The 26,902-nt window shown below is 63.0% G+C and carries 20 protein-coding genes and 1 tRNA gene; 19 read left to right on the forward strand and 2 right to left on the reverse strand.

The features are described 5' to 3' along the window. Nucleotides 1–35: 35 nt before the first annotated feature. From SAZ10_RS06475 to SAZ10_RS06485, 3 genes are all read left to right on the forward strand, one after another. Entirely contained in the window at nucleotides 36–4,163 is a 4,128-nt protein-coding gene (locus SAZ10_RS06475) for an autotransporter outer membrane beta-barrel domain-containing protein (RefSeq protein ID WP_318608363.1), read from the forward strand. A 602-nt stretch (nucleotides 4,164–4,765) separates the two neighbouring features. Beyond that, entirely contained in the window at nucleotides 4,766–5,128 is a 363-nt protein-coding gene (locus SAZ10_RS06480; protein WP_318608364.1) for a hypothetical protein, read from the forward strand. A 412-nt stretch (nucleotides 5,129–5,540) separates the two neighbouring features. Further along, a complete protein-coding gene (locus SAZ10_RS06485; protein WP_318608365.1) occupies nucleotides 5,541–6,611 on the forward strand; it encodes a DUF2156 domain-containing protein in 1,071 nt (356 codons plus the stop codon). A gap of 210 nt (nucleotides 6,612–6,821) precedes the next feature. Here the strand turns inward: SAZ10_RS06485 and SAZ10_RS06490 are convergent. Beyond that, nucleotides 6,822–6,898 (reverse strand) — tRNA-Pro (locus SAZ10_RS06490). Nucleotides 6,899–7,275: 377 nt separating this feature from the next. On the opposite strand from SAZ10_RS06490, the gene SAZ10_RS06495 reads away from it, so the two are divergent. The 8 genes from SAZ10_RS06495 (at nucleotide 7,276) to SAZ10_RS06530 (ending at nucleotide 16,496) form a co-directional block, all read left to right on the forward strand. Beyond that, nucleotides 7,276–8,361: a S1C family serine protease gene (locus tag SAZ10_RS06495; RefSeq protein WP_318608366.1), complete on the forward strand. Its 1,086-nt coding sequence runs from the start codon at nucleotides 7,276–7,278 to the stop codon at nucleotides 8,359–8,361. A 253-nt stretch (nucleotides 8,362–8,614) separates the two neighbouring features. Next, nucleotides 8,615–9,565, forward strand: coding sequence for a substrate-binding domain-containing protein (locus tag SAZ10_RS06500; RefSeq protein WP_318608367.1), 951 nt, complete (start codon nucleotides 8,615–8,617; stop codon nucleotides 9,563–9,565). 128 nt (nucleotides 9,566–9,693) lie between these two features. Beyond that, complete coding sequence (locus SAZ10_RS06505; RefSeq protein ID WP_318608368.1) at nucleotides 9,694–11,202, forward strand: sugar ABC transporter ATP-binding protein; 1,509 nt, start codon at nucleotides 9,694–9,696, stop codon at nucleotides 11,200–11,202. Next, entirely contained in the window at nucleotides 11,192–12,157 is a 966-nt protein-coding gene (locus tag SAZ10_RS06510; RefSeq protein ID WP_318608369.1) for an ABC transporter permease, read from the forward strand. Before SAZ10_RS06505 ends, SAZ10_RS06510 begins: the two co-directional genes overlap by 11 nt. A gap of 31 nt (nucleotides 12,158–12,188) precedes the next feature. Further along, nucleotides 12,189–13,073, forward strand: a complete 885-nt coding sequence (locus SAZ10_RS06515) for a sugar phosphate isomerase/epimerase (RefSeq protein ID WP_318608370.1) — start codon at nucleotides 12,189–12,191, stop codon at nucleotides 13,071–13,073. A gap of 39 nt (nucleotides 13,074–13,112) precedes the next feature. Continuing rightward, nucleotides 13,113–14,876, forward strand: coding sequence for a dihydroxyacetone kinase subunit DhaL (gene dhaL, locus SAZ10_RS06520; RefSeq protein ID WP_318608371.1), 1,764 nt, complete (start codon nucleotides 13,113–13,115; stop codon nucleotides 14,874–14,876). A 28-nt stretch (nucleotides 14,877–14,904) separates the two neighbouring features. Then, the gene (locus SAZ10_RS06525; RefSeq protein ID WP_318608372.1) at nucleotides 14,905–15,456 is read left to right on the forward strand and encodes an SIS domain-containing protein; all 552 of its coding nucleotides are present in this window, start codon (nucleotides 14,905–14,907) and stop codon (nucleotides 15,454–15,456) included. 71 nt (nucleotides 15,457–15,527) lie between these two features. After that, the gene (locus SAZ10_RS06530) at nucleotides 15,528–16,496 is read left to right on the forward strand and encodes a sugar-binding transcriptional regulator (protein ID WP_318608373.1); all 969 of its coding nucleotides are present in this window, start codon (nucleotides 15,528–15,530) and stop codon (nucleotides 16,494–16,496) included. Between the two features lie 16 nt (nucleotides 16,497–16,512). On the opposite strand, the gene SAZ10_RS06535 is transcribed toward SAZ10_RS06530, so the two are convergent. Further along, nucleotides 16,513–16,680: a hypothetical protein gene (locus SAZ10_RS06535; RefSeq protein ID WP_318608374.1), complete on the reverse strand. Its 168-nt coding sequence runs from the start codon at nucleotides 16,678–16,680 to the stop codon at nucleotides 16,513–16,515. A gap of 442 nt (nucleotides 16,681–17,122) precedes the next feature. Between SAZ10_RS06535 and SAZ10_RS06540 the strand changes: the two genes are divergently transcribed. From SAZ10_RS06540 to SAZ10_RS06575, 8 genes are all read left to right on the forward strand, one after another. Beyond that, nucleotides 17,123–18,457, forward strand: coding sequence for an aspartate aminotransferase family protein (locus SAZ10_RS06540; protein ID WP_318608375.1), 1,335 nt, complete (start codon nucleotides 17,123–17,125; stop codon nucleotides 18,455–18,457). A gap of 8 nt (nucleotides 18,458–18,465) precedes the next feature. After that, nucleotides 18,466–19,125 carry a GntR family transcriptional regulator gene (locus tag SAZ10_RS06545; RefSeq protein ID WP_318608376.1) on the forward strand — a complete coding sequence of 220 codons (660 nt, stop codon included), beginning with the start codon at nucleotides 18,466–18,468 and terminating at the stop codon, nucleotides 19,123–19,125. Continuing rightward, nucleotides 19,122–20,129, forward strand: coding sequence for an aldo/keto reductase (locus SAZ10_RS06550; protein ID WP_318608377.1), 1,008 nt, complete (start codon nucleotides 19,122–19,124; stop codon nucleotides 20,127–20,129). Before SAZ10_RS06545 ends, SAZ10_RS06550 begins: the two co-directional genes overlap by 4 nt. Nucleotides 20,130–20,243: 114 nt before the next feature. Beyond that, nucleotides 20,244–21,242: a BMP family ABC transporter substrate-binding protein gene (locus SAZ10_RS06555; RefSeq protein ID WP_318608378.1), complete on the forward strand. Its 999-nt coding sequence runs from the start codon at nucleotides 20,244–20,246 to the stop codon at nucleotides 21,240–21,242. Nucleotides 21,243–21,247: 5 nt separating this feature from the next. After that, the gene (locus SAZ10_RS06560) at nucleotides 21,248–23,263 is read left to right on the forward strand and encodes a N,N-dimethylformamidase beta subunit family domain-containing protein (protein WP_318608379.1); all 2,016 of its coding nucleotides are present in this window, start codon (nucleotides 21,248–21,250) and stop codon (nucleotides 23,261–23,263) included. Then, the gene (locus SAZ10_RS06565; RefSeq protein WP_318608380.1) at nucleotides 23,256–24,827 is read left to right on the forward strand and encodes an ABC transporter ATP-binding protein; all 1,572 of its coding nucleotides are present in this window, start codon (nucleotides 23,256–23,258) and stop codon (nucleotides 24,825–24,827) included. Before SAZ10_RS06560 ends, SAZ10_RS06565 begins: the two co-directional genes overlap by 8 nt. After that, nucleotides 24,824–25,927, forward strand: a complete 1,104-nt coding sequence (locus tag SAZ10_RS06570; protein ID WP_318608381.1) for an ABC transporter permease — start codon at nucleotides 24,824–24,826, stop codon at nucleotides 25,925–25,927. Before SAZ10_RS06565 ends, SAZ10_RS06570 begins: the two co-directional genes overlap by 4 nt. Then, a complete protein-coding gene (locus SAZ10_RS06575; protein WP_318608382.1) occupies nucleotides 25,927–26,889 on the forward strand; it encodes an ABC transporter permease in 963 nt (320 codons plus the stop codon). Before SAZ10_RS06570 ends, SAZ10_RS06575 begins: the two co-directional genes overlap by 1 nt. Nucleotides 26,890–26,902 lie beyond the last annotated feature (13 nt).

Here is a 26,902-nt window from a genome sequence, read left to right on the forward strand (position 1 = left end):
TTAAGGCGGAAGCATTCATAGGGCGGGGAGCCACGATGAAGGAGCAAGCGGTGAGCCGGCCGGCCCTCGACCTCCGTCAGCGCCTGGTGCTCGGCACGGCGCTCGCGACCAGCGCTCTTCTGGGCGGTTATCGCGGCTATGTTCGCCGCGCCTATGCGGACTGCGGCCCTTTGGGAGGACCTTACCTCTGCAGCGGCGTCACGACGACCACGCAGATGCTGACCGGCACTCCGCTGACGGTGACCACGGATAACTCCTTCAGCATCGACACCGCAGCCGGCCATGCTCTTGATCTCAGTGCCGCTGGCGGGCTGATCTTCACCGACCACTATCGATCGACGATCACGGGCGCCCTCGACGGCATCAACGCCCAACTCTTCGGGAGTGGCGGCGCGCTGTCGATCACCAGCACCGGCACGGTGACGGGGACAAACCGCTTCGGCATCTATGCGAGCAACCTCAACGGCTCCGACACGAGGCTCGAGGTGGCGAATGTGAGCGGGGGGGTCGACGGCATCTTCGCCCGCCACTATGGCAGCGGACTCCTGTCGATCACCGCCACCGGTACCGTCACGGGGACCAACCCCTTCAGCAACGGCATCTTCGCCTATACCGGCTCCGCCGCCGCCGGCCTGACGATCGAGGCGGTGGACGTCAGCGGCGGGGCCTATGGCATCCAAGGCATCCACTACGGCATCGGGGCGCTGTCGATCACGAGCACCGGCACGGTGATCGCAGGGAGCAGCTACGGCATCTATGCGTTCAACAAAGGCACCGACCTGACGATCGAGGCGGCCTATGTCAGCGGCGGCAGCGACGGCATCAACGCCCGCCAGTATGGCAGCGGCGCGCTGTCGATCACCGCCACAGGCGAGGTGACGGGGAGGGGGCGCTACGGCATCTCTGCGCTCAACACCGGCACTGACCTGACGATTGTGGCCGCGGATGTTGATGGCGGGTCGACCGGCATCCAAGCCCGCCAATCGGGCAGCGGCGCACTGTCCATCACTGCGTCGGGCACCGTGAAAGGCACGCTGGGCAACGGCATCTTCGCCACCACCGTCGCGGGCACGACAGACCTGACAATCGCAGCGGCGGATGTGACTGGCGGCTCGAACGGCATCGAATCCCGCCACTACGGCAGCCGCGCGCTGTCGATCACCGCTTCCGGTGCGGTCGAGGGGACGAATGGCGACGGCATTTTTGCGCTCAATAACCACGGCACCCGTCTGACGATCGAGGCGACGGATGTGAGTGGCAGCAATGACGGCATCTATGCTCGCCAATTGGGCAGCGGCGCGCTGTCGATCACCACGACAGGCACCGTGGCGGGAACCAGCCAGAACGGCATTTTGGCCTATGCCGGCGTCGACGCGATCGACCTGACCATCGCCTCGGCGGATGTGAACGGCGGCGATGGTGGTATCGTCGCCCGCCACTACGGCGGCGGCGTGCTGTCGATTACCAGTACCGGGACGGTAACGGGGGCGGGCAGCTACGGCATCCTTGCGCACAACGCCGGTAGCGACCTGACGATCGCGGCCGCTGATGTCAGCGGCGGCGGCGACGGCATCAATGCCCGCCAATACGGCAGCGGCGCGTTTTCGATCGCTGCCTCCGGCGCGGTGACGGGGACGGGTCGCTACGGCATTTTCGCGCTCGGTGTCGGCGCCGCCCTGACGATCGAGGCGGCGGATGTGGGTGGCGGCTCGACCGGCATCAGCGCCCGCCAATACGGCAGCGGCTCAGTTTCGATCGCAGCCTCCGGTACGGTGAAAGGGACGCTGGGCAATGGCATCTTCGCCACCAGCGTCGCGGGGACGACAGATCTCACCATCGCCGCGGCGGATGTGGCTGGCGGGTCGACCGGCATCGAGGCCCACCACTACGGCAGCGGCGCGCTGTCGATCACCGATACCGGCACAGTAACGGGGACAAACGGGCTCGGCATCTACGCCAGAAGCAACAACGGCGCCGGCTTGACCATTGAGGCTGCGGATGTAAGCGGCGGAACCCAAGGCATCTACGCCAAACATTACGGTTCTGGCAGGCTGTCGATCACAACCACCGGCACGGTGGCCGGCGGCGACACGGGCATCAATGCCCTCAACGATTGCGCGGCTGCCGGCTCGACGACGACCGTGAGCGTGGGCAGCAGAGGCGCCGTGGAGGGGAGCACAGTGGGGGTCGCGCTTATTTCTACGACCGGCCGCGCCGCGAGCCTGGAGAATGCCGGCGCGATCTCCGGCAGGACGGGCGTTGTCGCGCGGACTGCCGGCCCGGTGACCATCACCAACAGCGGCACCATCACCGGCATCGGTGGGACCGCGATCGACCTCAGGACCTCGTTCGGTCCGAACACCTTCAACCAGCAGGCCGGCACGATCACCGGCGACATCCTGCTGTCGGCCGGTCCCGACACGGTCAATGTGACGGGCGGCGCGATCGACGGCGACGTCACCGGCAAGGGCGGCGCCACCCTCAACTTCGCGCTGGGAGCGGGCAGCTTCACCTTCGCCGCGCCGAACGCCATCACCGGCATGGCCGAAATCAACATGAACTCCGGCACGGTCGATCTGCAGGGCACCGCGACCACCGACAGAATGACCGTCAGTGGCGGCAAGATGATAGTGGAGGGTGTGGTCAATGCCGGCACGACCTCGATCAAAGCCGGCACGATCGCCGTCAACGGCAGCCTGACCGGCAGGATCACGGTGCTCGGCGGCCGGCTGCAGGGTACCGGCACGGTAGTGGGCGACACCGAGAATTTCGCCGGCGGCGTGATAGCGCCCGGCAACTCGATCGGCACGCTGACCGTCAAGGGGAACTATACGGGAGGCGGCGGCACGCTCGAGATCGAAGCCGCGCTTGGCAGCGATGCCTCGCCGTCGGACCGGCTCGTCGTGACCGGCAACACCTCGGGCAGCACCGACGTTCGTGTTGTCAACCTCGGGGGCGGCGGCGCGCAGACGGTGGAAGGCATCAAGGTCATCGATGTCGGCGGCGCCTCGAATGGAACCTTCACGCTCATCGGCGACCATGTCTTCCAGGGCAGGCCGGTCGTGATCGCCGGCGCCTATTCCTATACGCTCCAAAAGAACGGTATCAGCACGCCGGCCGACGGCGACTGGTACCTGCGCTCCGCCCTGACCGCTTCCGACCAGCCGGTCTACCAGCCGGGCGCGCCGCTCTACGAGGCCTATGCCGGGGTGCTGCAGAGCTTCAACGAGCCGGGCACCTTGCAGCAGCGCCTCGGCAACCGGTCGTGGACCGTCGAAGCGCAAGGCGCCGACGGGCTCTCCGAAGAGGTGACGACCGCGCCGGGCTTCGGCGTGTGGGGCACGATCGAAGGCGCGCAGGGCAGCTTCGACCCCATGACCTCGACGACCAGCACCGACTACGACGTCTCCACCTGGAAGCTCGAGACCGGGTTCGACATGCCACTCTTCGAGCAGCAGACCGGAATGCTGGTCGGCGGCGTCGCCGTCCACTACGGCCGCATCTCGTCCGACATCGGCTCGCCCTTCGGCGACGGCTCGATCGATTCGACCGGCTACGGGCTTGCCGGCACGCTCACCTGGTACGACAGCACTGGCTTCTATGTCGACGGCCAGGCCAGGGTGACCTGGTTCGACAGCGACATCTACTCCGACACGCTGACCAAGACGCTGGCCTCCGGCAATGACGGGCTGGGCTATGCGCTCTCCCTCGAGACTGGCCAGCGCATGCCGGTCAGCGAGCGCTGGTCGCTGACGCCGCAGGCGCAGCTTGCCTATGCCGCGGTCGACGTCGACGACTTCACCGACCCGTTCGGCGCGGCCGTATCGCTCGAGGACGGCGACAGCCTGCTCGGCCGGCTCGGCGTGTCGGCGGACTACGAGGACGCATGGACGGACGCAGCCGGGCAAACGAGCCGGGCGCATATCTACGGCATCGCCAATCTCTACTACGACTTCCTCGACGGCTCGCGGGTCGACGTGTCGGGGGTCGATCTCGTCAGCGAGAACGAGGCGCTGTGGGGTGGGGTCGGCCTCGGCGGCTCGCTCAGCTTCGCCGACGGTAAATACGCGCTCTACGGCGAGGCGCTGGCGAGGACCAGCCTGGAGGACTTCGGCGACAGCCACGTCGTGAGCGGCTCCATCGGCTTCAGGGTGAACTGGTAGGCCGGCCTGACCTGCGCGGAATGAGTTTTCGAAAATGGTCGGAGCGGCGGGATTCGAACCTTATCCGGAGTTCGAGTGTCCAGTGAGTGTGTAGATTGGATGTTTTGCGGAACGCCGGCCCGGCCGTCGGGAAACCCCCGCCGGTAGGGGCCTTCGTCACCAGCGGCTGCCAACCAGCGTGCGGTCGGCGGTCAGTGTAGCTTCTTTCGGGTCCTCGCCCCGCACCGGTTTGGTGGCTACCATACTCGCTACGTTCTTGCGTTTGTCGGTGCTCAGCATCCGCTTCACTGCAGTCGGCGCGTATGGAGTGCCTGCGCTCGACAGGTAGCCGGCCTCAGTTGCATGCTTCTGGCAGATCAGCGAAGATCAACAAGACGCCGACCTGCAATACGCCGAAGATCCGTCGCGCTGTTTCCGGCTGGTTCTCGGCCAGTTTCCCTCGATCCGCGCCTGTCCGACATCGGTTCGCAGCCACACGGCGATCACGATCCTTTCAATTCAGGTGCACCCAGACGTGATCGAGAAGTGACGGAACCGGCGAGTTTTGGAGCACGTTCGCTCCCTCGGACCGACGCATAATCTGATTTGAGCGGAGAACGGCAATGAAACTTTCGTCAGGTCTCGTTGGGGTGACGCTGGCCGCGTCGTTTGCGGTTGCATCCACACTGCCGCTCGGTGCGGCCCCCCTTTCGATGCCGCAGCCCGCAACGGCACAAAACGATCTTATAGCTGTCCAGTATGAGCAGTTGGACAAGAACCCTACGCCGCCGGTGGTAGGCAGCGCACCTGCAGACATCCAGATGCGCGGCGGCATCCCGTATTACAACGGGCATCGCGGCTATCGCGCCCACCGCAAAGGCTATGTCGAGCATGAGGGCTGGTGGTTCCCGGCCTCGGCATTCAGCGACCGGACGACGACTAGCTCGGTCAAAAAACGCCTCCCTCACTCTTCAGGGAACTACTGAACTGAAGGTGAGGGCCTGTCCGCTACAGGCTGAAAGCTAGATATACATTTCCCGATGACCTGCGCCATCTCCGGCCAGGAGCGGCGCGGCCCATCGGAGAAGGATGCGGAACGCTTCCACCCGCACCCGGAATGCCACTGCTTCTCGCGCCGCCTCGGCCTTGGCGCGCTGACGCTAGGCGTGGCCGTGATGGCGACGACGCCGCCGGTGGAAGCCCGCAGCGCAGGCGGAAGCGAAATGTTTGCAGATATTGCTGCAGCGGCCAGCTACTTCAAAGGGCCTAGACCATAGCAACTCCTGCTTGCAAAGGATGGCATGCCCGAAATGTTGGGGCACATATCAAAGCTCTCGCTCATAGGCGCCATGAGGCCTGACGCCACGGTAGACGACGCGGTCGAGCGCATCGTTCACATTGACTGCAAACGTCGCCCGGCGAAACGCGCCATGCGGTCGAAACGTTCTTCGTCTGGTCGGTCCCGGCGGATGCTTGCGTACTGAAATGCACGAGATATCGAAAGCAGCACGCCGCGCGTTGCTCGCGCAGCATGGTAATTTTGCGCTGGCCTATTCCGTCGCCTTTCAGCCGGACCTCTCCTACTTCGGCGACGCGCGGGGCTTCCTCAGCTATAAGATGGTAGGCCGCACCGCCTTCGTCCTATCCGATCCCATTGGGCCGCCGGAGCATCGGGACAAAGTCATCGACGGATTCCTCGCGACGGAGAAGGATGTCAGTTTCTGGCAGGTCTCGCACGCCGTCGCCCAGATCTTATCGGCGCGCGGGTTTTTCATCAATGAGTTGGGTTGCGAGACCTTGGTCGACTTGACCACATTTAGTTTCGCCGGGCCGCACCGGCGAAACTTCCGGACGGCGGTCCACAGGTTCTTCGCGAGCGGCCACGTCGTGCGCGAAGAACCGCTTGCAAGCCTCAACGCCGCACGCCTGCGGTCAATCTCGGAAAGCTGGCGCAGAACCCGGACGACCAAGCGTCACGAATTGCGGTTTCTCGTTCGCCCGGTAGTGCTGGCTGATGAACTGGGCGTACGCAAGTTTTTCATTCTCGATCGGGACGGAGATCCGAAGGCGTTTGCGTTCTTCGATCCTGTCTATGAAGGCGGCGAGATCGCAGGCTATCTGTCGTCGACGCGGCGGTGGTCACCCCAGACCGACAAGCTCGCCGGCTACTACCTTATGCGGACTGCTATCGAACGCTTTCAGGCGGAAGGCGTCCGCACCCTTTATCTCGGCCTCTCACCCTTCCACGGCATCGAGGCACCGGAATTCACCGAACATTGGCTGGTTCGAGAAGCGTTCCAGTTTGCCTACGCCAATTTCTTCGTCAATCGATTGATTTACCCGGTGCGGACGCTCGCCCGGCATAAGGAAATCTATGGCGGAGCAAGCCGTCAGACCTACTACGCCTTCAACACTCTGCCGAGCCTGCCGCGCCTCCTGAAACTGATCTGGGCGTGCAGGATATTATGATGACCCAATCGCGCTGAGGTGCAGCGTCAAACTCAACTGATCTCGCATTCTGCCGCTTGATGTGCTGATCATGCCACGGGTCGCGATCGGGCGTCCCTTCTGATCAACCTCTCAACTTGAGAAGACTACGCCCGCTTCGGCGGGCGTTTTACCCGCAGCGTTACCCACTCTTATTTTTGGTGGTTTCGGAGATGCAGTCAAACATTTCAATGGTCGGAGCGGCGGGATTCGAACCCACGACCCCTTGACCCCCAGTCAAGTGCGCTACCGGGCTGCGCTACGCTCCGAACCGCGGAGAGCCCTATATTCTCTACCTTGCCAGCGCAAGGGCCAAAACGGCGCGACAAGAACGAAAGCCGATAATCGGCGTTGATAGGCAGCGACCAGTGAGGAAAAGTCCCTCGGAAATGCCCAAGGACCGTCTCGTGGTGCTCCGAACTTATCCACAGGGCGGCCCGGGAACTCACTCGGACAAGGCCACCGAAACGGTCGGCCGAGATGCGTCAGCACCGGCCAGGAGACAGAGACTGAACAGCGATTGGAGCCCAGATACAGTGCGAAGCTTGATGTTTGCCTGTTTTGGGCCATCGCAATCCCGGCCGTCAACGGCCGAAAGCAGGCCGGCTCCGCTAAGGAGGAATGCCATGGGCTTGGAACTCCCGGCATGAAGGACCGCGCGACACGAATCCTACTAGGCATCGTCGCGGTGCTGCTCGTGGCGTTTCTGGCGCAGCCCTATGTCGACCGGGTGCTGTTCGCAGCGAGGGAGCCACGCCCGGTCGTCCCTCGCGCCGACCTCAGCGAATTCGAGCGATCGACCATTCATGTGTTCGAGGAAATCTCGCCTTCGGTCGTGCAGGTTGTGGCGCTGCCGCCGGGTGCCCGGCCCGGCAATCCGGGTGGCGAGGTGAAATCGGGCACCGGCTTCGTGTGGGACAGGGCCGGCCATATCGTCACCAACAACCACGTGGTCGAGAACGCGGATTCGCTCGTCGTCAGGCTGTCGTCGGGCGAGATTGTTCCAGCACAGCTGACTGGACGGACGCCGAACTACGATCTCGCCGTGGTCCAACTCGGCCGGGCAGTCAACCTTCCCCCGCCCGTGCCGCTCGGCAGTTCTGGCGACCTGCGGGTCGGCCAGGCGGCCTACGCCATCGGCAATCCTTTCGGGCTCGACCAGTCGCTCACGACCGGCATCATCAGCGCCCTGAAACGCCGCCTGCCGACGAGCAGCGGCCGCGAGATCGCCGATGTCATCCAGACCGACGCGGCCATCAACCCCGGCAATTCCGGCGGTCCGCTGCTCGATTCGGCGGGAAGGCTGATCGGCGTCACCACGGCCATCCTCTCGCCGTCGGGCACGAATGCCGGCATCGGCTTCGCCATCCCGGTCGATACCGTGAACCGCGTCGTTCCGGCGCTGATCCGCGACGGCCGCGTTCCAACGCCTGGCATCGGCATCATGGCGGCGGACGAAGCCACCACGGCCCAGCTCGGATTGACGGGTGTCGTGATCGCCGCGGTGGCCCCTGGCTCGCCTGCGGAGCGCGCCGGGCTGAGGGGTTTCGACGCGGCGAGCGGGACCATCGGCGACGTCATCATTGCGGCAGATGGCGAGCCCGTGCACCGGCTGCCCGACCTCACGGGCAAGCTCGAACAGGCAGGCGTTGGCGGCAAGCTCAGCCTGACGGTTAGCCGAAACGGCACCACGCGCACCGTAGATGTCCCAGTGGTCGATATCGGGTCGTAGCGATCCCGGTGTCGTAATCCGACGGGGCCGCCAACTCGGTCGTCTCGCCCCATTCAGCGGGGCCGGCGCGCACCACCGCAATGCCAAACCGTCAGGGCATGTGCCGGACGAGTTCCTTGGAGTGCAACGACTTCAGTCCCTCCAAAGCTCTTGTAAATCAAAAAATACATATGTATGGCTCGGGCAGCGTTGCCGGACCGAAATTGGACGGCGCCGCCATCTGGAAGCTCGCACCCCAACCTTGGGAGGACTCATGAAGACCTTGTTCCGGCTGGCCATGGCCGGCCTTTTGCTCGCGTCGACGTCGGCGTTCGCGCAGGACGCTGCGCCCGGCACGACAAAGAAAGACAGCTATCGATTTGTCATTATCCCGAAGGTCGTGCATCCGTGGTTCGACAAGGTGAATGACGGCGCCCAGGCAGCCGCTAAGGCGATCGAGGCGCAGACGGGCGCCAAGGTCGTGGTCGAATACAGCGCGCCGCAGCAGGCTGACGTCGTTCAGCAGAACCAGATCCTCGAAAGCTCCATTGCGACGCGGCCGGACGGCATCGCGATCGATCTGCTCGACCCGAGCGGCAATCGTGCCCCGCTCGAGGAGGCGATCGGCCAGGAGATTCCGGTCACGATTTTCGACTCTGTCCCGCCGGAAGGCATGGAGCTGACCAGCATCGGCAACGATTTCTGCGAGCAGGCGTCAATCGCGTCGCGTCGCCTCGTCGAACTGCTCGGAGAAGAGGGCGGCGAAGTCGCCATCATGATGGGCGTGCCGACCGCACCGAACCACGCTATCCGGGCCGAGTGCCACCAGAAGGTGTTTGCCGAGCATCCGAACATCAAGGTGGTTGCGACTGGCATCGACAATGATGACATCGAGACTGCGCAGAAGCAGGCCGCCGCGATCATGCAGGCCAATCCGAACCTGAAGGGTTGGGTCGCTTGCGACGCCGCCGGCCCGATCGGCATCGGCCAGGCAATCAAAGAGGCAGGCAAGACCGGACAGGTTAAGCTCGTCGGCCTCGACAACCTGCCGGAGATGCTCCAGCTGATCAAGGACGACGTAGCCGACAGCTCCTCGTCGACGAAGCCGGAAATGCAGGGCTACTGGTCAGTGATGACCATGTGGCAGAAAGCGACTGGCGTCGAGACGCCCAAGTACATCGACACCGGCATCGCTGTCCTGACCAAGGACAACGTCACCCAGTGAGATCGCAGGGGCCGCGGCCGACCGCGGCCCCGCTATTCTGTCAGGCCCGGTGCCCGTGAAGGGTAGCGTAATGGCCGTTTCGTTCAGCAGAACCGGACGAGCGCACAACAGCTGGATACGATGCAACCATGGCCTTTCTCGAGACCAAGGGACTTGGTCGGGACTTTCCCGGCGTCACTGCGCTGAATAATGTCGATATTTCCGTCGAGCTGGGGCGCGTGCATGTCTTCGCCGGCGAGAACGGGGCCGGCAAGTCCACGCTGGTCAAGCTGCTGACGGGCGCCTACACGCCGTCGCGCGGGCGAGTCCTCATCAACGGGAGGGATCCCGCCGAGGACCCGAGCCTTTTTCGCAAAATCGCTTATGTTCCGCAGGAGCTGACGCTGTTCCCGCATATGTCGGTCGCGGAGAATCTGTTTCTCCCCTACGACCGCTCGGGCCATGGCGGGAGCTATTTCAATCGGCGCCGGCTCGAGAGCGAGGCGACGGAAATCCTGGCGCGGTTCGGCATAGCCGCGTCGCCCGCCGACCTGGTGCGTACCATCTCGGTTTCCGACCAGCAACTGCTTCAGATCGCGCGTGCGTCGACGAACCGGGACATGAAAGTGCTGATCCTCGACGAGCCGACCTCGTCGCTGACGCGCACCGAGGTCGACCGCGTGTTCCGTGTCATTTCGGGCTTCCGCGACCGCGATCATGCCATCATCTTCATCTCGCACAAAATCGACGAGGTGTTCGCGATCGGTGACGACTACACGGTCCTGCGCAACGGCGAGAAGGTGCAGGCTGGCCGCCTTGCGGATACCCATGCCGATGGCCTCATCAGGGCAATGTCGGGCGAGGCCATCCATCTCGGCGACACGTTCCAGCCGGAGGTCGTTCCGCCGGGCGCCGGCGAACCGATGCTCAAAGTGCGCGGACTATCCGGGTTCCATTTCAACCATGTGGATTTCGACCTGAGGCGGGGTGAGATCCTTGGATTCGCCGGGCTGGTCGGTGCGGGGCGCTCGGAAGTAATGCAGACGATCTTCGGCTACCTCAAAGCCAGCGCCGGCACGGTCGAGCTGGAAGGCGCGCCATGGAAGCTTGGCGACACGACGGCCTCCATCCGCAACGGCATGATGTACCTGTCCGAGGAGCGGAAGCATCATGGGATTTTTCCGCTGATGTCCGTGCGGGACAATATCGGCATGTCGCTCTACGGCCAGACGACCTCGATATTCGGCATCTCGACCCGGAAGGAACGTGCCCAGGTCAGCGACATCATCCGCGCCTACGACATCAAGACGGCGAGCATGAACACGCGGATCGTCTATCTTTCCGGCGGCAATCAGCAGAAGGCCTTAATCGGCCGCGCCATGGCACGCCAGCCCCGTGTGCTCATCTTCGACGAGCCAACGAAGGGCATTGATGTGCGCACAAAGGCGGAAATCTACCGGATCATGAAGAGCCTCGCCGAACAGGGTGTCGGCATCATCCTCGTTTCCTCCGAGATGGACGAGCTGCGCAAATGCGCAACGCGCATCATCACAATGTATTCCGGCAAGGTGACCGGCTCGTTCGATGCCGTCAGCACGAACACCGAAACGCTTGTCGGCGCCATGTTTGGCAAGGAGAACATGTCGAATGCGGCCTAATCCGTTCAAGGCGTTCGTCGCCAATCCGCTGGCGGGCGTCTTCGTCGTCCTGCTCGTCATTTTTGTCGGATCGGCGCTGCTGTCGCCCTACTTCCTGTCCAGCTACAATCTTTCGGTCGTGGCGCGCTCGCTGGCTTTCGTCGGGCTTGTCACCATCGGCCAGGCCTCACTCATGATCCTGGGCGAGATCGATCTGTCGCTCGGCGTAATCGGAGGCCTCTGTGGCGTCGTGGCCGGCATTCTGATGGTCACTCTCGGTCTCAATCCATGGCTGGCAATGGCGCTGGCACTACTGCTTGGTGCGGCCTGCGGCCTGCTCAACGGTGCGCTGGTGTCGGTGCTGCGCCTGCACTCCCTGGTGCTGACGATCGGCACGGCCGGCATATTCGGCGGCGCCAATCTGGTGCTGACTCGCGGGGTCGCGATCACCAACATCCCGAAGGAGATCCGGTTCCTGGGTCTCAGCGACGTGTTCGGCGTGCCGATGCCCTTCATCATAATGCTCGTGGTGTTGGCGCTGGTGTCCTTCCTCACCGTCAAGACGCCATTCGGCCGCTACATGTATGCCATCGGGAACAACGCCGCAGCCGCACGCATGCTGGGCATCAAGGTCGATGGTATCCGAACGCTGGTGTTCGTCTTCGCCGGTGTGATGTCGGCGCTCGCGGGCGTGTTGATGGTGGCCAGGCTCGGCACGGCACAGCCGTCGATCGGCGAGACTTGGGTGCTGGCTCCGATTGCCGCGGCCGTCATCGGTGGCGTCGCCACCACAGGCGGCGTCGGAACGCCTCTCGGCGCCATCTTCGGCGCAGCGATCATCGGCATCATCGAGAACATCATCGTGCTGTTCGGGGTCTCGCCTTACTGGCAGGGCATCGTCAGCGGAGTGATCGTGGTGCTGGCGATCTCCTTCGATGCGATATCGCGCCGTTATCTTAGGGCGGACGCGGCCTGAGCACGATCTCCAGAGTTTCCGAGAGGGAAGAATGAAGCTTGGATTGAACCTGTCGTTCGCCATAAAGCGTTGGCTCGGCGGCGACGCCATGGCCCATATCGTCAAGGACGAACTCGGCTTTGACGTCGTGCAGTTCACGTGGGATCTGGTTGATCCATGGTGGCCGGCCGAAATGCGCGACCCCATCGCGCGTGAATATGCTGTCGCTTTCCGGCGTGCCGGGATCACCATCGAGAGCACGTTCGGTGGTCTTGCCTCCTATACCTACAACCACCTGCTGGCTCCGACGCCCGAACTGCGGGCGCTCGGCAAGGAGCACCTCAAGCACGCGATAGATATGACGTCCGAAATGGAGGTGCGTGCAGCCGGCATGCCCTTCGGATCATTCTCGTCGGCTGACGCGCTCGACCCGAGCCGGCGCGAGGCGATCTACAAGGAAGCGGTCGAGACCTACCTCGACATCTCCCGGTACGCGAAGGAGAAGGGGCTGGAGACGCTCTACGTCGAGCCGGTGCCGCTCGCGACCGAGTTCCCGTCTTCGGCGACCGACGCCTTGCGTTTGATGAAGGATTTGAACGCGCACGCCGCGATTCCTGTGCGGCTCATGGTTGACTGGGGGCACGCGCTGTTCACGCCTCTTTTCGGCGAGCAGGCCGACATGGACTACTGGATGAAAACCTGCGGTGAATATATCGGCGCCTTTCACATTCAGCAGTCCGACGGGCTGCTCGACCGGCATTGGAACTTCACCCATGACGGCATCATCACGCCAGCTTGGCTGGCCGAGTTCTGGAAGCGCCACAAGCTCACTCATCAGACCTATTTCATGGAAATCATCTATCCGTTCGAGGAAACGGACGAGAACGTCCTTGCCGACATGAAGGCCTCGGTCGCCCTTCTCCGGCAAGCTGCGTAAGCCAACTCTCAAGCAACCTATTTCGCCAAGGATCCACCGGTGACTGCCAAGACCAAGAAAATCATGAACGCGCCGGAGAACATCATCCCCGAGATGATCGAGGGGATGATCGGCGCTCATCCCGATTTGCTGCGCCTATCCGGCGCTACCGGTCGTGCGGTCGTTGCCATCGACGGGCCAAGAGCCGGCAAAGTCGGGGTGGTGGTCGGCGGTGGCTCGGGGCATGAGCCGGCTTTCGCGGGCTATGTCGGGCGGGGCCTCGCCGATGCGGCAGCGGTCGGCAACGTGTTCGCGTCGCCATCTCCAGAACAGATTCTCGACGCCGCCCGTGCCGTCGACGGCGGCGCCGGCATCATCTTCCTGTACGGAAACTATTCCGGCGACGTGATGAACTTCGACATGGCGGCGGAAGAGCTGGCAGCCTCCGGCAGCTCGGTGGAGAGCGTCCAGGTCACTGACGATGTCGCCTCGGCACCGAAAGAGCGCATGAGCGAACGGCGCGGTATTGCCGGCGACTTCTTCGTCTTCAAGATCGCAGGCGCAGCGGCTGACCGCATGTTGCCGCTCGGCGAGGTTGTTCGGCTGGCACGTCACGCCAACGCCTCGACCCGCACCATGGGGGTGGCGCTTTCCGCCTGCTCCCTGCCGCAGACCCGAAGGCCGAATTTCGAGATTCCACCCGATGAGATGGAGATCGGGATGGGTTTGCACGGCGAGCCCGGCGTGCGTCGCGGCCCGCTTGAAAGCGCCGACAGCCTTGCGGACCATCTTGTCGCGGCGATCATCGCAGATCTCGGCCTGCGCCGAGGCGACGAAGTAGCCGTTCTGGTGAACGGCCTCGGCTCCACATCTTCGATGGAGCTCTATCTGCTGCATCGCAGGACGCAGCATATTCTTTCCGAGCAGGGAATCCGCATCGCGCGAAGCTGGGTCGGGGAATATGCAACGTCGCTGGAGATGGCCGGAGCCTCGATCACTCTGCTCCGGCTGGACGATGAATTGCGTGTGCTGCTCGAGCATCCCTGCCGTTCCATCGCGCTGACGGTCGGCGAGTTCGCTGCCGCGGGTGTTTCGCACGCGGCGCCGGCTCACGCGGGTTCGAATATCAGTCCGCAGAAGGCGAGCGTCGCTCCCGAGCGCAAGGAACTCGTGACGGAAGGCGACGTCACTCCAGCCATTTTCCGTCAAATGATGCGCAGCGTGGGCAGCGTCATTGTCGCTGAGAAGGACTGGCTGTCCGAACTGGATGGTGTCATCGGCGACGGGGATCACGGCGTCACGATGGAGATCGGCTGGATCGCAGTGGGCAAGGCGCTTGATGCAGCTCCGAAGGAGGAAACCATCGAGGCGACTTGCAAGCGAATGGCGAAGGCTTTCCTGGACGCAGTCGGCGCCTCGTCCGGACCGCTCTATGCGACGGCATTCCTGCGCGCCGGCACGGCGGTGGGTGGAAGGCGGAACCTCGATGCTGGCGCGCTGGCGAGCTGGATCGCAGCCGCTTCGCAGGGCATCCAGGACCGAGGTCGTGCGGCGCCCGGCGACAAGACCATGGTTGACGCCTGGGTTCCGGCCGCCGCCGCCGCAAGCGCGGCCGCGGAGAGGGGAGCCCCATCCATGGAAGTTATGGAGGCGGCAACCGCCGGTGCCAAGGAAGGCATGGAGAAGACAGCCGGTATCGCGGCTCGCCGCGGACGCTCTTCCAAGCTTGGCGAACGTTCAGTCGGACACATCGATCCGGGCGCGGCCTCGACGTATCTGACATTGCGAGCCATGGCGGAGGCCTTGCGGCGGGAACTTGCATAGCGGTCTGAGCCGGGTTTGGAGCGAGAGCATGGACGATATCTACCGCAAGGCGCTGGACGAGCTGCATGACGTTCTGGTCGCCGTCGACAAGGCGCAAATTGCGACGGCCCTCGACACCATAGCCGGGGCGCGTCGCATCGCCCTCTACGGCGTCGGGCGAGAAGGGCTCCAGATGAAGGGCTTCGCCATGCGTCTTTTTCACCTTGGGCTCGATGCGCATGTCGTCGGCGATATGACCGCTCCGCACATCGGCGAGGGAGATCTTCTGATCGTGTCTGCCGGTCCTGGCGATTTCTCCACGGTCAGCGCATTGATCGGGGTGGCCCGCTCCGCCGGTGCGAAGAGCCTCTGCGTCACGGCCGAGCCGGAAGGTGCTGCGCCCCGTGTCGCCGATGCCAAGCTGGTAGTGCCTGCTCAAACGATGGCTCGCGATACGACAGCGCCAAGCTCCGTCTTGCCCATGGGCTCGCTTTATGAGGGCGCGCTTTATGTGCTGTTCGAGATGTTGATACTGCAACTGCGTGAGCGGCTTGCTGTCGACGCGGGGCAGATGAGATCACGCCATACCAATCTGGAGTGACACCCGGACCATCTGCTATCCAGCTTCGCGATTTCACCTGCCAAGCAACGAATCGACGGGCGGATTTCCACGTGCCGGACAAACCCAAACTCGACACGGTCGAAGGCGAATTCCACTCGGATCGTGAGATCGCGCGTGTTGCGTGGCTTTATTTCGTCGGCGGGCTGACCCAGCAGGAAATTGCGGATGAGCTGGACACGACCCGGCTGCGCGTCAACAAGATCATCGGCCAGGTCCGTACCGCGGGGCTGGTCAATATTGAGGTGCGCACGCCGCTCGCCGACTGTGTCGAGCTGGAGGAGCGGCTGAAGGTTCGCTACAGCCTTAAGGGTGCTGTCGTCGTGCCTGCGCTGATCGATCCGATCGAGCAGCAACGCACGATAGGCGAGGCCGCCGGCGAACTTCTTAACTCGGTCATTGCCGAGCGGGATCTCGGGGTGGGGATAGGATGGGGGCGAACGCTTTCGTTTGCGACCAGGCGGCTTGAGACCCGCCCAAATCCGAATTCCTGGGTTGTGGGATTAATGGGCGGCGTCACGCGCGCTTCGCTCACCAACACCTTCGAGGTTGCAATGTCGGTGGCAAAGGCGCTCGGACTCGAATGCCACTATTTGACCGCCCCCATATATTGTTCCAGCCCCGAGAGCCTCGAGGCACTGCTGCACAATGACGAGATTGCCGATGTGCTGGCGCGGACCGAAATTGCCGACGTAGCGCTGATCGCCTGTGGAGATCTTCACGAGCGTTCGCCAATTCCCTCCCTTCGGGTCGTGAAGGACAATCTTGACGAGTTGGAACGCCTCGGCGCAGTCGGCGAGACGCTTGGTTACTTCCTGAGGGCGGACGGCACGCTTGTCGAGCATCCGTTGAACAGATCCGTCATGGCGATCTCTCTGGAAGCGCTTCGCCAGAAGCCGGTGTCGATCCTGGCATCAGGCGGCCTTTACAAGGCACGGATCATCCGGGCTACGCTGGTCGGGGGCTATGTCAACCATTTGGTCACCGACGAAGCCGTCGCACGCACCCTGTTGAGTCCTTAGGGTCCGAGGCGATCCGTCAGGCTGGCCCGCCGCCTTCTTCGTCGGACGCGAGGTCTTCGGGCTGCCCGGGAGGCTCCTTGGAGCGTTCCTTCTCGTGGTTTTCATCGCGTTTGAGCTGGCGGTCGATAACTTCGCGCGAGCCTTCGGCCGGATCTTCCTGAGGTTTGTTCTGTTCCTTGCCCATGGCGCATCTCCTTGACAGGCCGAAGGGATAAGCCGCCGTTTTGTTCCGAGAGGTGGTTCGATGCCGATCGCGAGGGTCCCACGCTCGGAATCTGCGTGCGACCGTCCTCACCCTATGCTGAGCAGCGATCGGTTTGTCCGTGATGGAGGGGCACGTCGGATGTTCCCGCGCGACTGCAGGGTTGAACGGAACAGGGAACCGCGTTGGCTTCATGACTTTACGCTCCTCGCCGCCTTCGAGCAGGGGCGCTAGTTCGTGCGCGTTGCGACGCTGTCACTTGAGTTGTGTCATGCAGGACGGAAGCTGGGTTACGCGCCGACGAGCGCCTGCCGCGGCACACTGCCACTAATAGTGCGCGGAAGTCCTTGGTCGACCCTGCTTGATCCTCTGCCATAATAATGTATACATTATGACACTAGAGAATCGGCAGCAGTGACTGGGCATGTCAGCAATTCGGGCAACTAACGATTTCATCGGCGCTGAACTGGCGCTGGCCGAGGAGCGGTATGCTCGCCGGAACCCCACCAGCGGGAAGCATTTCGAGCGTGCCGCGCGCTCTATGCCCGGCGGGAACACGCGTTCAGCGCTTCATTTTGATCCTTTCCCGCTCTATGTGGCCAGCAGCAGCGGTGCAACGATCACCGACGCCGATGGACACCACTATCTCGATGCGCTGGGCGAGTTCACGGCTGGCATCTACGGCCACCGCAATGCGGTCATCATACAGGCTATTGAAGACGTTTTGGCCCGTGGCTTCTCGAACGGAGCGCCGAGCGAGGCCGAAATACGGCTGGCCGAGCTCATGTGCGAGCGATTCCCCAGCGTTGAAGCGATACGCTTCTGCAACTCGGGGACCGAGGCGACGCTCTACGCTCTGACGCTGGCGAAGGTCGCGACCCGGCGCAACGGCATCCTGGCCTTCTCCGCCGCCTATCACGGGGGCACCTTCGTGTTCGCGGACGGGGGCAGTCTCATGAACGTGCCTTTCGATTGGTCGATCGCCCGGTACAATGACGAGACTTCGGTGCGGGAGATCTTCGCGGAGCGGGCAGATACGCTTGCGGCCGTGATTGTCGAACCGGTGATGAGCAATGGCGGCTGCATCCCCGCAGCTCCGGAATTCCTGGCTCTGCTTCGGACACTGTGCGACGCGCATGGCGTGCAGTTGATCTTCGATGAAATCGTCACCTCCCGAATGGGTTACGGTGGCGTGCAAGCGATAACAGGCGTCATCCCGGATCTCACGACATTCGGAAAGTATGTCGGCGCCGGATTTTCGTCGGGCGCGTTCGGCGGCCGGCGTGAACTGATGGAGTTGATGGATCCGACGCGCCCCGGATCGTTGCCGCATGCCGGCACCTTCAACAACAATCTGTTCTCGATGACGGCGGGGGCGGCAGCCCTCGAAAAGGAGTTTACCCGCGAGCGTGCCGATGTGCTGTTTGCAGAGGGCGAAGAGCTCCGAACCCGGCTGAACGCTGCCCTGCTACGGGCCGCGGTGCCCGCTCAGTTCACCGGCATGGGCTCGATCATGAACATTCACTTCGTTCAGCGCCCCATCCGGCGTCCGGAGGATACACATGGCGCCGACAAGCGATTGCTGGCATTGCTGCATTTGGACCTCATGGAACGCGGCGTGTTTATCGCCCGCCGCGGTCAAATCAATCTCAGCCTGCCCATGGTAAAGGCCGATCTCGATCGCATCGTCGAGGCGGTGTCGGATTTCGCCCATCACCGGAAGGCGCTAATTGAGGCGGTGCCCACCGTCTCAGAATGAGAGCCGCAATGAGTCTTGCTCCCCAGTTCCAGCACCGCAACCTTCCTCAGCACGTGGCTGATCACATCGTATTACTGATCGCTGCTGGCGAACTCACTCCGGGCGAGCGTGTGTTCGAAAAGGACATTTGTGAGCGGCTGAACGTCAGTCGGATACCCGTGCGCGAAGCGTTCCGCCTGCTGCAGGCTCAGGGCGTCATTCGCGGGGAACCTAACCGGGGATCATTTGTGACGGAGCTCGGTTCAGAGCAGATCGCCGAGATGATGGAGGTTCGGATCGTCGTGGAGCGGATCGCTGGGCGCCATGTGATCAGGCGGAGCAAGGGTGACCCGGCAATTCTCGACGCCGTCCGCCGATGCATGGATGCGCTGCACCGCGCCATCCGCAACAATGATCGGCTGGAGTACTGCCAAGCAGACCTTGCATTCCACTCCACGATCATCGAGCTTGCGGACAGCCCCATCCTTCAACCAATCTGGGAGTCGCTGTCGCGCGGCATCCTGGTGTACCTGATGCAGGAGAGGCGGCTTGAGGAATCGTATGACCGATCGATTTCCGATCACGAACGGTTAATCGCACTTCTTGCGACTGGTGACTCGAAAGGTTACGAAGCCGAAATCGGGCGTCATGTGATGGCTCCCGCGCATTTCGAGGCCGCACCGCTATGAAACGTCGGCTCGGTCGCACAAGCCTCGAACTTTCGCCCGTTGGGCTTGGCGGCGTGCCGCTCGGCGAAATCTACCGCACCGTTCCGGAGCCGCAGGCGCGGGCAACGCTGGAAGCCGCCTGGGATGCCGGGATCCGCTACTACGATACCTCGCCCTGGTATGGCCGCGGCCTCAGCGAACTGCGCTTCGGTTCCATGTTGCGCCAGCAGCCCCGGCAAGACTTCGTGCTCTCGACCAAGGTTGGCCGCACCTTCCACCGACCGCAGGACCCGTCAATTTTCAAGGGCGCCTTCTGGAAGGGCGGTCTGTCTTTCGAGCATCGCTTCGACTACACCTATGACGGCATTATGCGGTCCTACGACCAGAGCCTGATGCGCCTTGGCCTCAACACCATCGACCTGTTGCTGATCCATGACTTGGACGTTGCCGAGATCGGGTCGGATGATCTGGTGAAGCAGTACTTCACAGACCTCGAGCGCTCGGGGTGGCGGGCACTCGAGACGCTGCGCCACTATGGCGAAATTGCCGGCATCGGCGCCGGCGTCAACATAATGGGGACGATTCCGGAATTCCTGCGCCGGTTCGAGCTGGATTTCTTCCTCGTCGCCATGCCCTACACGCTGCTCGACCAGGCGCCGTTGGACCATGAGTTCCCGCTCTGTGAAGAACGGGGGGTTGGAGTTGTGATCGGATCGCCCTTCGCGTCCGGAATCCTTGCAACCGGGGCCTCTGCATCTGAACCGCAGTACAATTACCTGCCGGCGCCTCCGGCCATGCTCGACAAGGTGAGGCGCATCGAAAAGCTGTGTGTCGACTTCGGAGTGCCGCTTAAGGCGGCGGCCTACCAATTTCCGCTACGGCACAAGATTGTCGCCAGCGTGGTGTCCGGCGCCGATACCCCAGAGATGGCCCGGGAAAACGCCGGCCTGGTCGACATCGAAATTCCCAATGAATTCTGGTCTGCCCTCCGCGACCAGGGTTTGGTTCACTCACTGTCGCCCTGATCCCCGGGCCGATGGCCAGGCTAGACCATGATCCCCTTGACTTTATGAATGTATACATTATTACAATCGGTGCAGTGAGACCCGTCAAAGGCGGCGCTCCGAGGGAGAACAAAAATGCGATCAGCTCTTTTGGCCGCCAGTGCGGCAGCAATCTTGGCAGCACTTTCCACCAGTGTGGCCTTCGCCGATCCTGGGCTTCTCTATGACCTGGGCGGAAAATTCGACCGCTCGTTCAACGAGAACGCGTTCAGCGGCGCTGAACGATTCAAGCAGGAAACCGGCGTGAACTTCTTGGAGTTCGAACTCAGCAACGATGCTCAGCGCGAGCAGGCGCTGCGGACTTTTGCGCAGAACGGAGTAAACCCGATTGCTGTCGTCGGCTTCTCTTGGGCACCTGCGCTGGAGAAGGTCGCGAAAGAGTTCCCGGACGCGCACTTCGCTATCGTCGACGCTACGGTCGACTTGCCGAACGTGCAGTCGATCGAATTCAAGTACGGCGAAGGAGCGTTCGTAGTCGGAGCGCTTGCCGGCCTCAAGACTAAGACCGGCACTGTGGGCTTCGTCGGCGGTATGGACGTGCCGATCATCAAGGACTTCGCGTGCGCCTTCCACCACGGCGCTGCCTATACCAAGCCCGGCGTGCGATACATCGAGAACATGACGGGCCCGACGCCCTCGGCCTGGAACGACCCTACCCGCGGCCGCGAACTGGCGCTTGGACAATACGATCGCGGCGCAGACATCATCTTCGCCGCTGCCGGAGGCACGACTGTCGGCATTCTTCAGGCCGCCGCCGATGCCGACAAGCTGGCGATCGGCGTCGGCTTGAACCAGAACAGCTTGCATCCCGGCCATGTTCTGACCTCCGCAACCGCGGAAGTGGGCCTTGGTATCTATTTGACCTTCAAGGAGGCCCAGGACGGCACCTGGCGCCCAGGTGTGAAGCAGCTTGGCCTTGCCGAGAAGGGGGTGGGTTGGTCGCTGGACGAGAACAACAAGCCCCTCTTGACCGATGACGAAATCGCCAAGGTCGATGGAATCGTTGCCGACATCATCGCAGGGAAAATCCAGGTGCCGAGTTATATCCAGACCGGCGCCTGCCCGGCACCCTGATCGTCATGAGCATGCGCATTACAGGCTATACGGAGCGCTGGGCCTTTCGGCCCGGCGAGGCCGTGCCGGTACGGGTTTCGAGCGAGTACCCGCGTTATGTCGCCCGCCTGATCCGCCACATCGGCCCGATAAGCAGAATGGCCGATTGGGAGCGCAACACCGAAACAATCGACGACGTTTCGATTCCGGCACAGCGCGGCACAGTGCGCTCAATTTCGATCGGCTCCCATGCCAGCGCCTCGTTCGACCCACCGCTCGAGGCAGGAGGCTTGAGCATGCGCGTCGAACTGGGTCTGGCGGCCGATATGACGCTGGCCCGACTTCGGTTCGAGTCGGGTGAGCTCGTCCTCGGTTGCGACGCCTCAGGCCTCTTATTGGTGAACGCGGTCGCGACGACATGCAGCTTGCAAATCAGGCGGTGGGCGCAAGTCCATTTGATGATTTCCGGCGCTCAAGCAGAGGTGTGCGTCAGGTCCGAGTTCGATCGCACTGTGGCTGGCAGCAGCGTTGCCCTGAATGCTGAGGGGAGGCTAACGGAATTGCTTCTTGCTCCCCGTTTCGAGGGCAGACTCGCTGCACCGACCATCCTGGACGTCAGGGGCGACGTAGTTGCTTCATGGACTTTCGGCGAAGCCAATTCCTCGCTGGCGCTTCACAACGCGCCGACGCTAAGCCTACGCTCCTGCGGGAGGAACGCAGACGCAGCAGGATTTCACTTCGATGACCTCGGAGATGCAACCTGGCCGGCGGATTTCACCTTAGCCCTGCCCCCGGACATCAGGTCGGGAGCATATGGGATCCTGCTCAGCGAGACGGAAACGGTGGACTGGGCGGATCGCGGCAGCTTCGACGTACTACCGATCTTTGTTGCACCAAAAAGTCCCGAAGCGCGCGTCGCAATGGTGCTGCCGACTTTCAGCTATCGCGCCTACGGAAACTCCACCTTCTTTGAGGCTGCAGACCCGGAAGTCTTCAAGCTGAAAGCCAAATCGTGGTCGGCTCCGCTCCACCGTTACGCTGAGCAGCATGGGCTGAAATCGCTTTACGACACGCATCCCTGCGGCGAAGGGGTGTGCCTCGCAACGCTGAAACGCCCGCATATGACGACGCGGGCAGACTATGTGTCTTTGCTGCAAGGCTTTGCCCACCAATATTCGGCCGACCTGATGATCGTCGGGTGGCTTGAGAAGGCAGGATACGCCTATGACTTGCTGACCGATGAGGTGTTGCATGCGCAGGGAGCCAGCGCCCTTGCCGGATATGATGCGGTCCTCACCGGGTCGCATCCCGAATATGCGAGTCCCCAGACGCTCGATGCCTACGAGAGCTATGCCGCCAGTGGCGGCTCGATGCTCTATCTCGGAGGCAATGGTTTTTACTGGTCGATCGGCGTCGACCCAAACGACCCCGCGATCATTGAAGTTCGCCGGCGCCATGGCGTGCGCACATGGACCGCGCGTGCCGGCGAAACGCGTCATCAGACGGACGGGGCCGAAGGCGGGCTGTGGCGCGACCTGGACCGCGCGCCGAACCGGCTGACCGGCGTTGGATTCGCCGCGCATGGCTATTCGGGCGATGGCGCTTATAGGATCCCCGACGGTATCGACCTCACAGCTCTCCCTCCAAGACTGGCCAACACGCTGAGCATGATTGGCCGAGCCGAATTCGGCATCGCCGGGCTTGAGCTTGATGCCCACAACCAGGCATTGGGCGAACCCGGGCCGGTGACGGTGCTCGCCTCAGCTGTCAGCATGCCCCGAGGCTATGTGCCGGCTATTGAAGAGTTCGGTGCGCTCGATGCATTTCTGCCCGACGCCAACGCGGCGCTTGCCCGTGCGATTCGCGGCGACCTGGTCCTGGCCGACCTGCCGGGCGGCGGAAAGGTGTTCTCGGTCGGCTCGATCCGCTGGACGAGCGGTCTTGCCGATCCGGCCGATGTGAACTGGGTGCGCCGGATCACAACCGCCGCCCTGGACGATCTGCTTGCCTTAGCTGCGGACCGGAGAGCAAGCCATGCCTGAGCCGCAGGGCGCGAATGCCATTGAGTTCCACAACATCCACAAACGGTTTGGCAGGGTCGTAGCCAATAACGACATCTCGTTTGCCGTGCCGCGGGGGACCATCCACGGAATCGTCGGCGAGAACGGCGCCGGCAAGTCGACACTGATGAATATCCTTTTCGGCATTCACCAGGCCGATAGCGGTTCGATCCTGATTCAGGGGCGACCGGCGCATATCAAGAGCTCGATTGATGCAATCCGCCTCGGTATCGGCATGGTGCATCAGCACTTCATGCTGGTCGACCGGCTGACGGCGATGCAGAATGTCGTGCTTGGCGCGGAGACTGGCTTCTGGCTTACAGGCGGTGTCGGCGGAGGAAGAAAGCGCATCGAGGCATTGCAGGCGCGCTACGGCCTCGACTTCCCGCTCGATCACATTCCCCACAACCTCTCGGTCGGGACCCAGCAGCGAATCGAGATCCTGAAAGCGCTCTATCGCGACGCGAGCGTGCTTATCCTAGATGAACCGACGAGCGTATTGACGCCGCAGGAAGTCGACATCCTCTTCACGGTTTTCAAGGACCTCAAGGCCGAGGGCAAGACTGTCGTCCTGATCACCCACAAGCTGCGCGAAGTCCTGGCGGTTACGGACAACGTCACGATCTTGCGGCAGGGCCGCTGTGTCGACACCGTGCCAACGGCCACGGTCACGCGCAGCTCGCTTGCCGAAGCGATGGTCGGTCGCAAGATCAACCCGGTGGCACTGCCCACTGCTACGCCTTCGCCACGCCCGAAACTCAGCGTCCGGGACCTGGTCGTAAAGGGCCAGGGATCGATGGGCGTTCGAGGCCTGAGCTTCGACCTCCATGGCGCCGAGATCCTCGGCATCGCCGGGGTAGCCGGGAACGGCCAGAGCGAGCTCCTGATGGCGCTCTCCGGCCTGGCTCCGGTGATCGAGGGAGAGATCCGGACCGAGCATCTGACGATAGACCACAAGAGCACGATCTCGCCAGGCGGCCTGCGCCGGGGCGGCCTTGGCAACATACCGGAAGACCGTCACCGCAACGGCGTGATCGGTGAATGGACTGGGCTCGAGAACAGCATCCTGGGCCTACAGCGCAGCAAGGACGTGCCGGGCGTCGGCCGATCGCTCAACTGGCGGCACATCGAGGCATGGTGCCGTGACCTCCTCAGGCACAACGACGTTCGCCCACCCGATCCGCACCGCCCGATTGGTGTGCTCTCGGGAGGCAACCAGCAGAAGCTGGTGATCGGGCGCGAACTCGCCCTCGAGCCGGACATCCTGCTGGTTGGGCAGCCCACGCGCGGCGTCGACATCGGCGCCATCGAGGCCATCCACGGCAAGCTCGTCGAACAACGCAACAAGGGTCGCGCGTTGCTGCTGGTTTCGGTGGAGCTCGATGAGATCTTCGCGCTCTCGGATCGGGTGATCGTCATGTTCGAAGGTCGCTCTATGGGCGAGCTCAGCCGCTCCGAACTCTCGGAAACGCTCGTTGGGATGATGATGGCAGGCATGTCGAAGGCGGAAGCGCTGGGATATCTCAAGCAAAGGGAATCGGCATGACGCTGAGGGCATCGTCGATCTTGGGCGGCCTCTCGGCCACGCTGATCAATCTGCTTATAGCGCTGCTGCTCGGCGGGTTGCTGGTCGCGGCGGTTGGTGCAGACCCGTCGGCCGCTCTGCGCGTCGTCTACAACGGCGCCTTTGGTAGCTCCGCCGGGCTCAGTTACACCTTCTATTACGCAACCAACTATATCTTCGCCGGTCTCGCGTTCGCCGTCGCGGCGCAGGCCAGCCAGTTCAACATCGGCGCGGAGGGCCAGGCCTATATCGGGGGGCTCGGCACCGGACTTGCTTGTCTCGCGCTGCCTGGAGTCTCTTGGTGGCTGGCATTGCCGGTCGCCGTTGCGGCATCCGGGCTGTTCAGCGGCGGTTGGGCCCTGATCCCGGCCGTGATGGAAGCGCGGCGTGGCAGCAATCTGATCATCACCACGATCATGTTCAACTTCCTTGCCTCGCTGCTGATGACCTTCGTCATTGTCAACCTGCTGCGAGTGCCGGGCTCGGCTATTCCCTCGAGCGGCCCGATGCCGGAGTCGAGCTTTTTACCGAGGATCGATCAGATCCTCACCGCCATTGGCATTCCAACGAATGAAACGCCGCTCACGATCATGGTCTTCGTAGCCGTCGCTCTGGCGCTCGGACTGATTTGGCTGATCTGGCACACGCGCTGGGGCTACGAGTTGCGGGCAATCGGCAAGAACTCCGACGCCGCAGCTTTTGCCGGCGTCAACGTCGCACGCGTCAAGATCCAGGCAATTTGCCTGTCGGGGGCAGTGGCAGGAATGCTCGGTGTGAACGAAGTGATGGGCGCCCAGCACCGTGTCTTGCTGGAACTCGCGGCCGGGTACGGCTTCACCGGCATCGCCGTGGCCCTGATTGGCGCGAACCATCCCGCGGGCATCATTCCGGCTGCTGTCCTGTTCGGTGCCTTGCAGCAGGGCGGCGCGTCGCTCTCCTTCATGTTCCCCAATGTGTCGCGCGATGTCGTGGTGATCGTCCAGGGATTGGTGATCCTGTTGGCCGGCGGGTTGATCCATATGCTCCGCCCGAGGCTCGTGGCCTTCTTCGCAGGGCTGCTCAATACCGAGCGGAGCGCGTAATGGACCCGATCCAGCTTGCCGCCTCGACTCTCCGGCTCGCAGTCCCATTGATCTTCGCCACCATGGCCGGACTCTATGCGGAGCGCTCAGGCCTGGTGGATATAGGCCTCGAGGGCAAGATGCTGTCCGGCGCCTTCGCTGGCGCCGCCGTCGCGTCGCTCTCCGGAAGCGCCTGGGTCGGCCTGATCGCGGCAATCCTTGCGGGCGGCATCGTCGGTCTCGCTCAAGGGGTCGCCTCGATTGCCTTTCGCGGCAATCAGCTCGTCATCGGGCTCGCGATCAATATCATAGCCTCCGGGCTGACCGCCTTTCTTGGCATCGCCTGGTTTCAGCGCGGGGGACAGACGCCGCAGCTCATCGAAGGCCAGCGTTTCGAGGCCATCCACCTTCCTTTATCAGCCGAGATCGCCCAGGTGCCGGTGGTCGGCCCTCTATATGCAACTGTAATCGGCGGCCAGACGATCCTTGGCTACGCGGCAATCGCATCCATCGCGATCACCTGGCTCGTCATCTACCGAACCCGCTTCGGATTGCGCCTTGTGGCGGCCGGCGACAAGCCGGAAGCAGTCGAGAGCGCTGGCGTTTCGGTCTTCCGTCTGCGGTACTGCGCCATCTTCGTTTGCGGCTGCCTCTGCGGCATGGCTGGCGCTTACCTCTCGATCGTCCAGGGCGGCGCATTCTATCGCGACATGAGCGCCGGCCAGGGGTACATGGCCCTGGCGGCCCTGATCTTCGGTGGCTGGAAGCCCGGCCGGGCAGCATTGGCCTGCTTGCTATTTGCCGGTGCGGATGCCGTGCAGGGGCGCCTGCAGGGTGTGCCGATCTTCGGCCAGTTCGAAGTTCCAACCCAGGTCGTGCAGGCCATACCTTATCTGCTGACTCTCATCCTGCTGGCCGGCCTGGTGGGTCGTTCACACGGTCCCGCGGCCGCAGGGCGCCCGTATGTCCGCGGTCAGCGTTGACGCTATCTCTAAC

This window comes from Mesorhizobium sp. BAC0120, from assembly GCF_033542235.1.
Taxonomy (GTDB): Bacteria; Pseudomonadota; Alphaproteobacteria; order Rhizobiales; family Rhizobiaceae; genus JAWRCU01.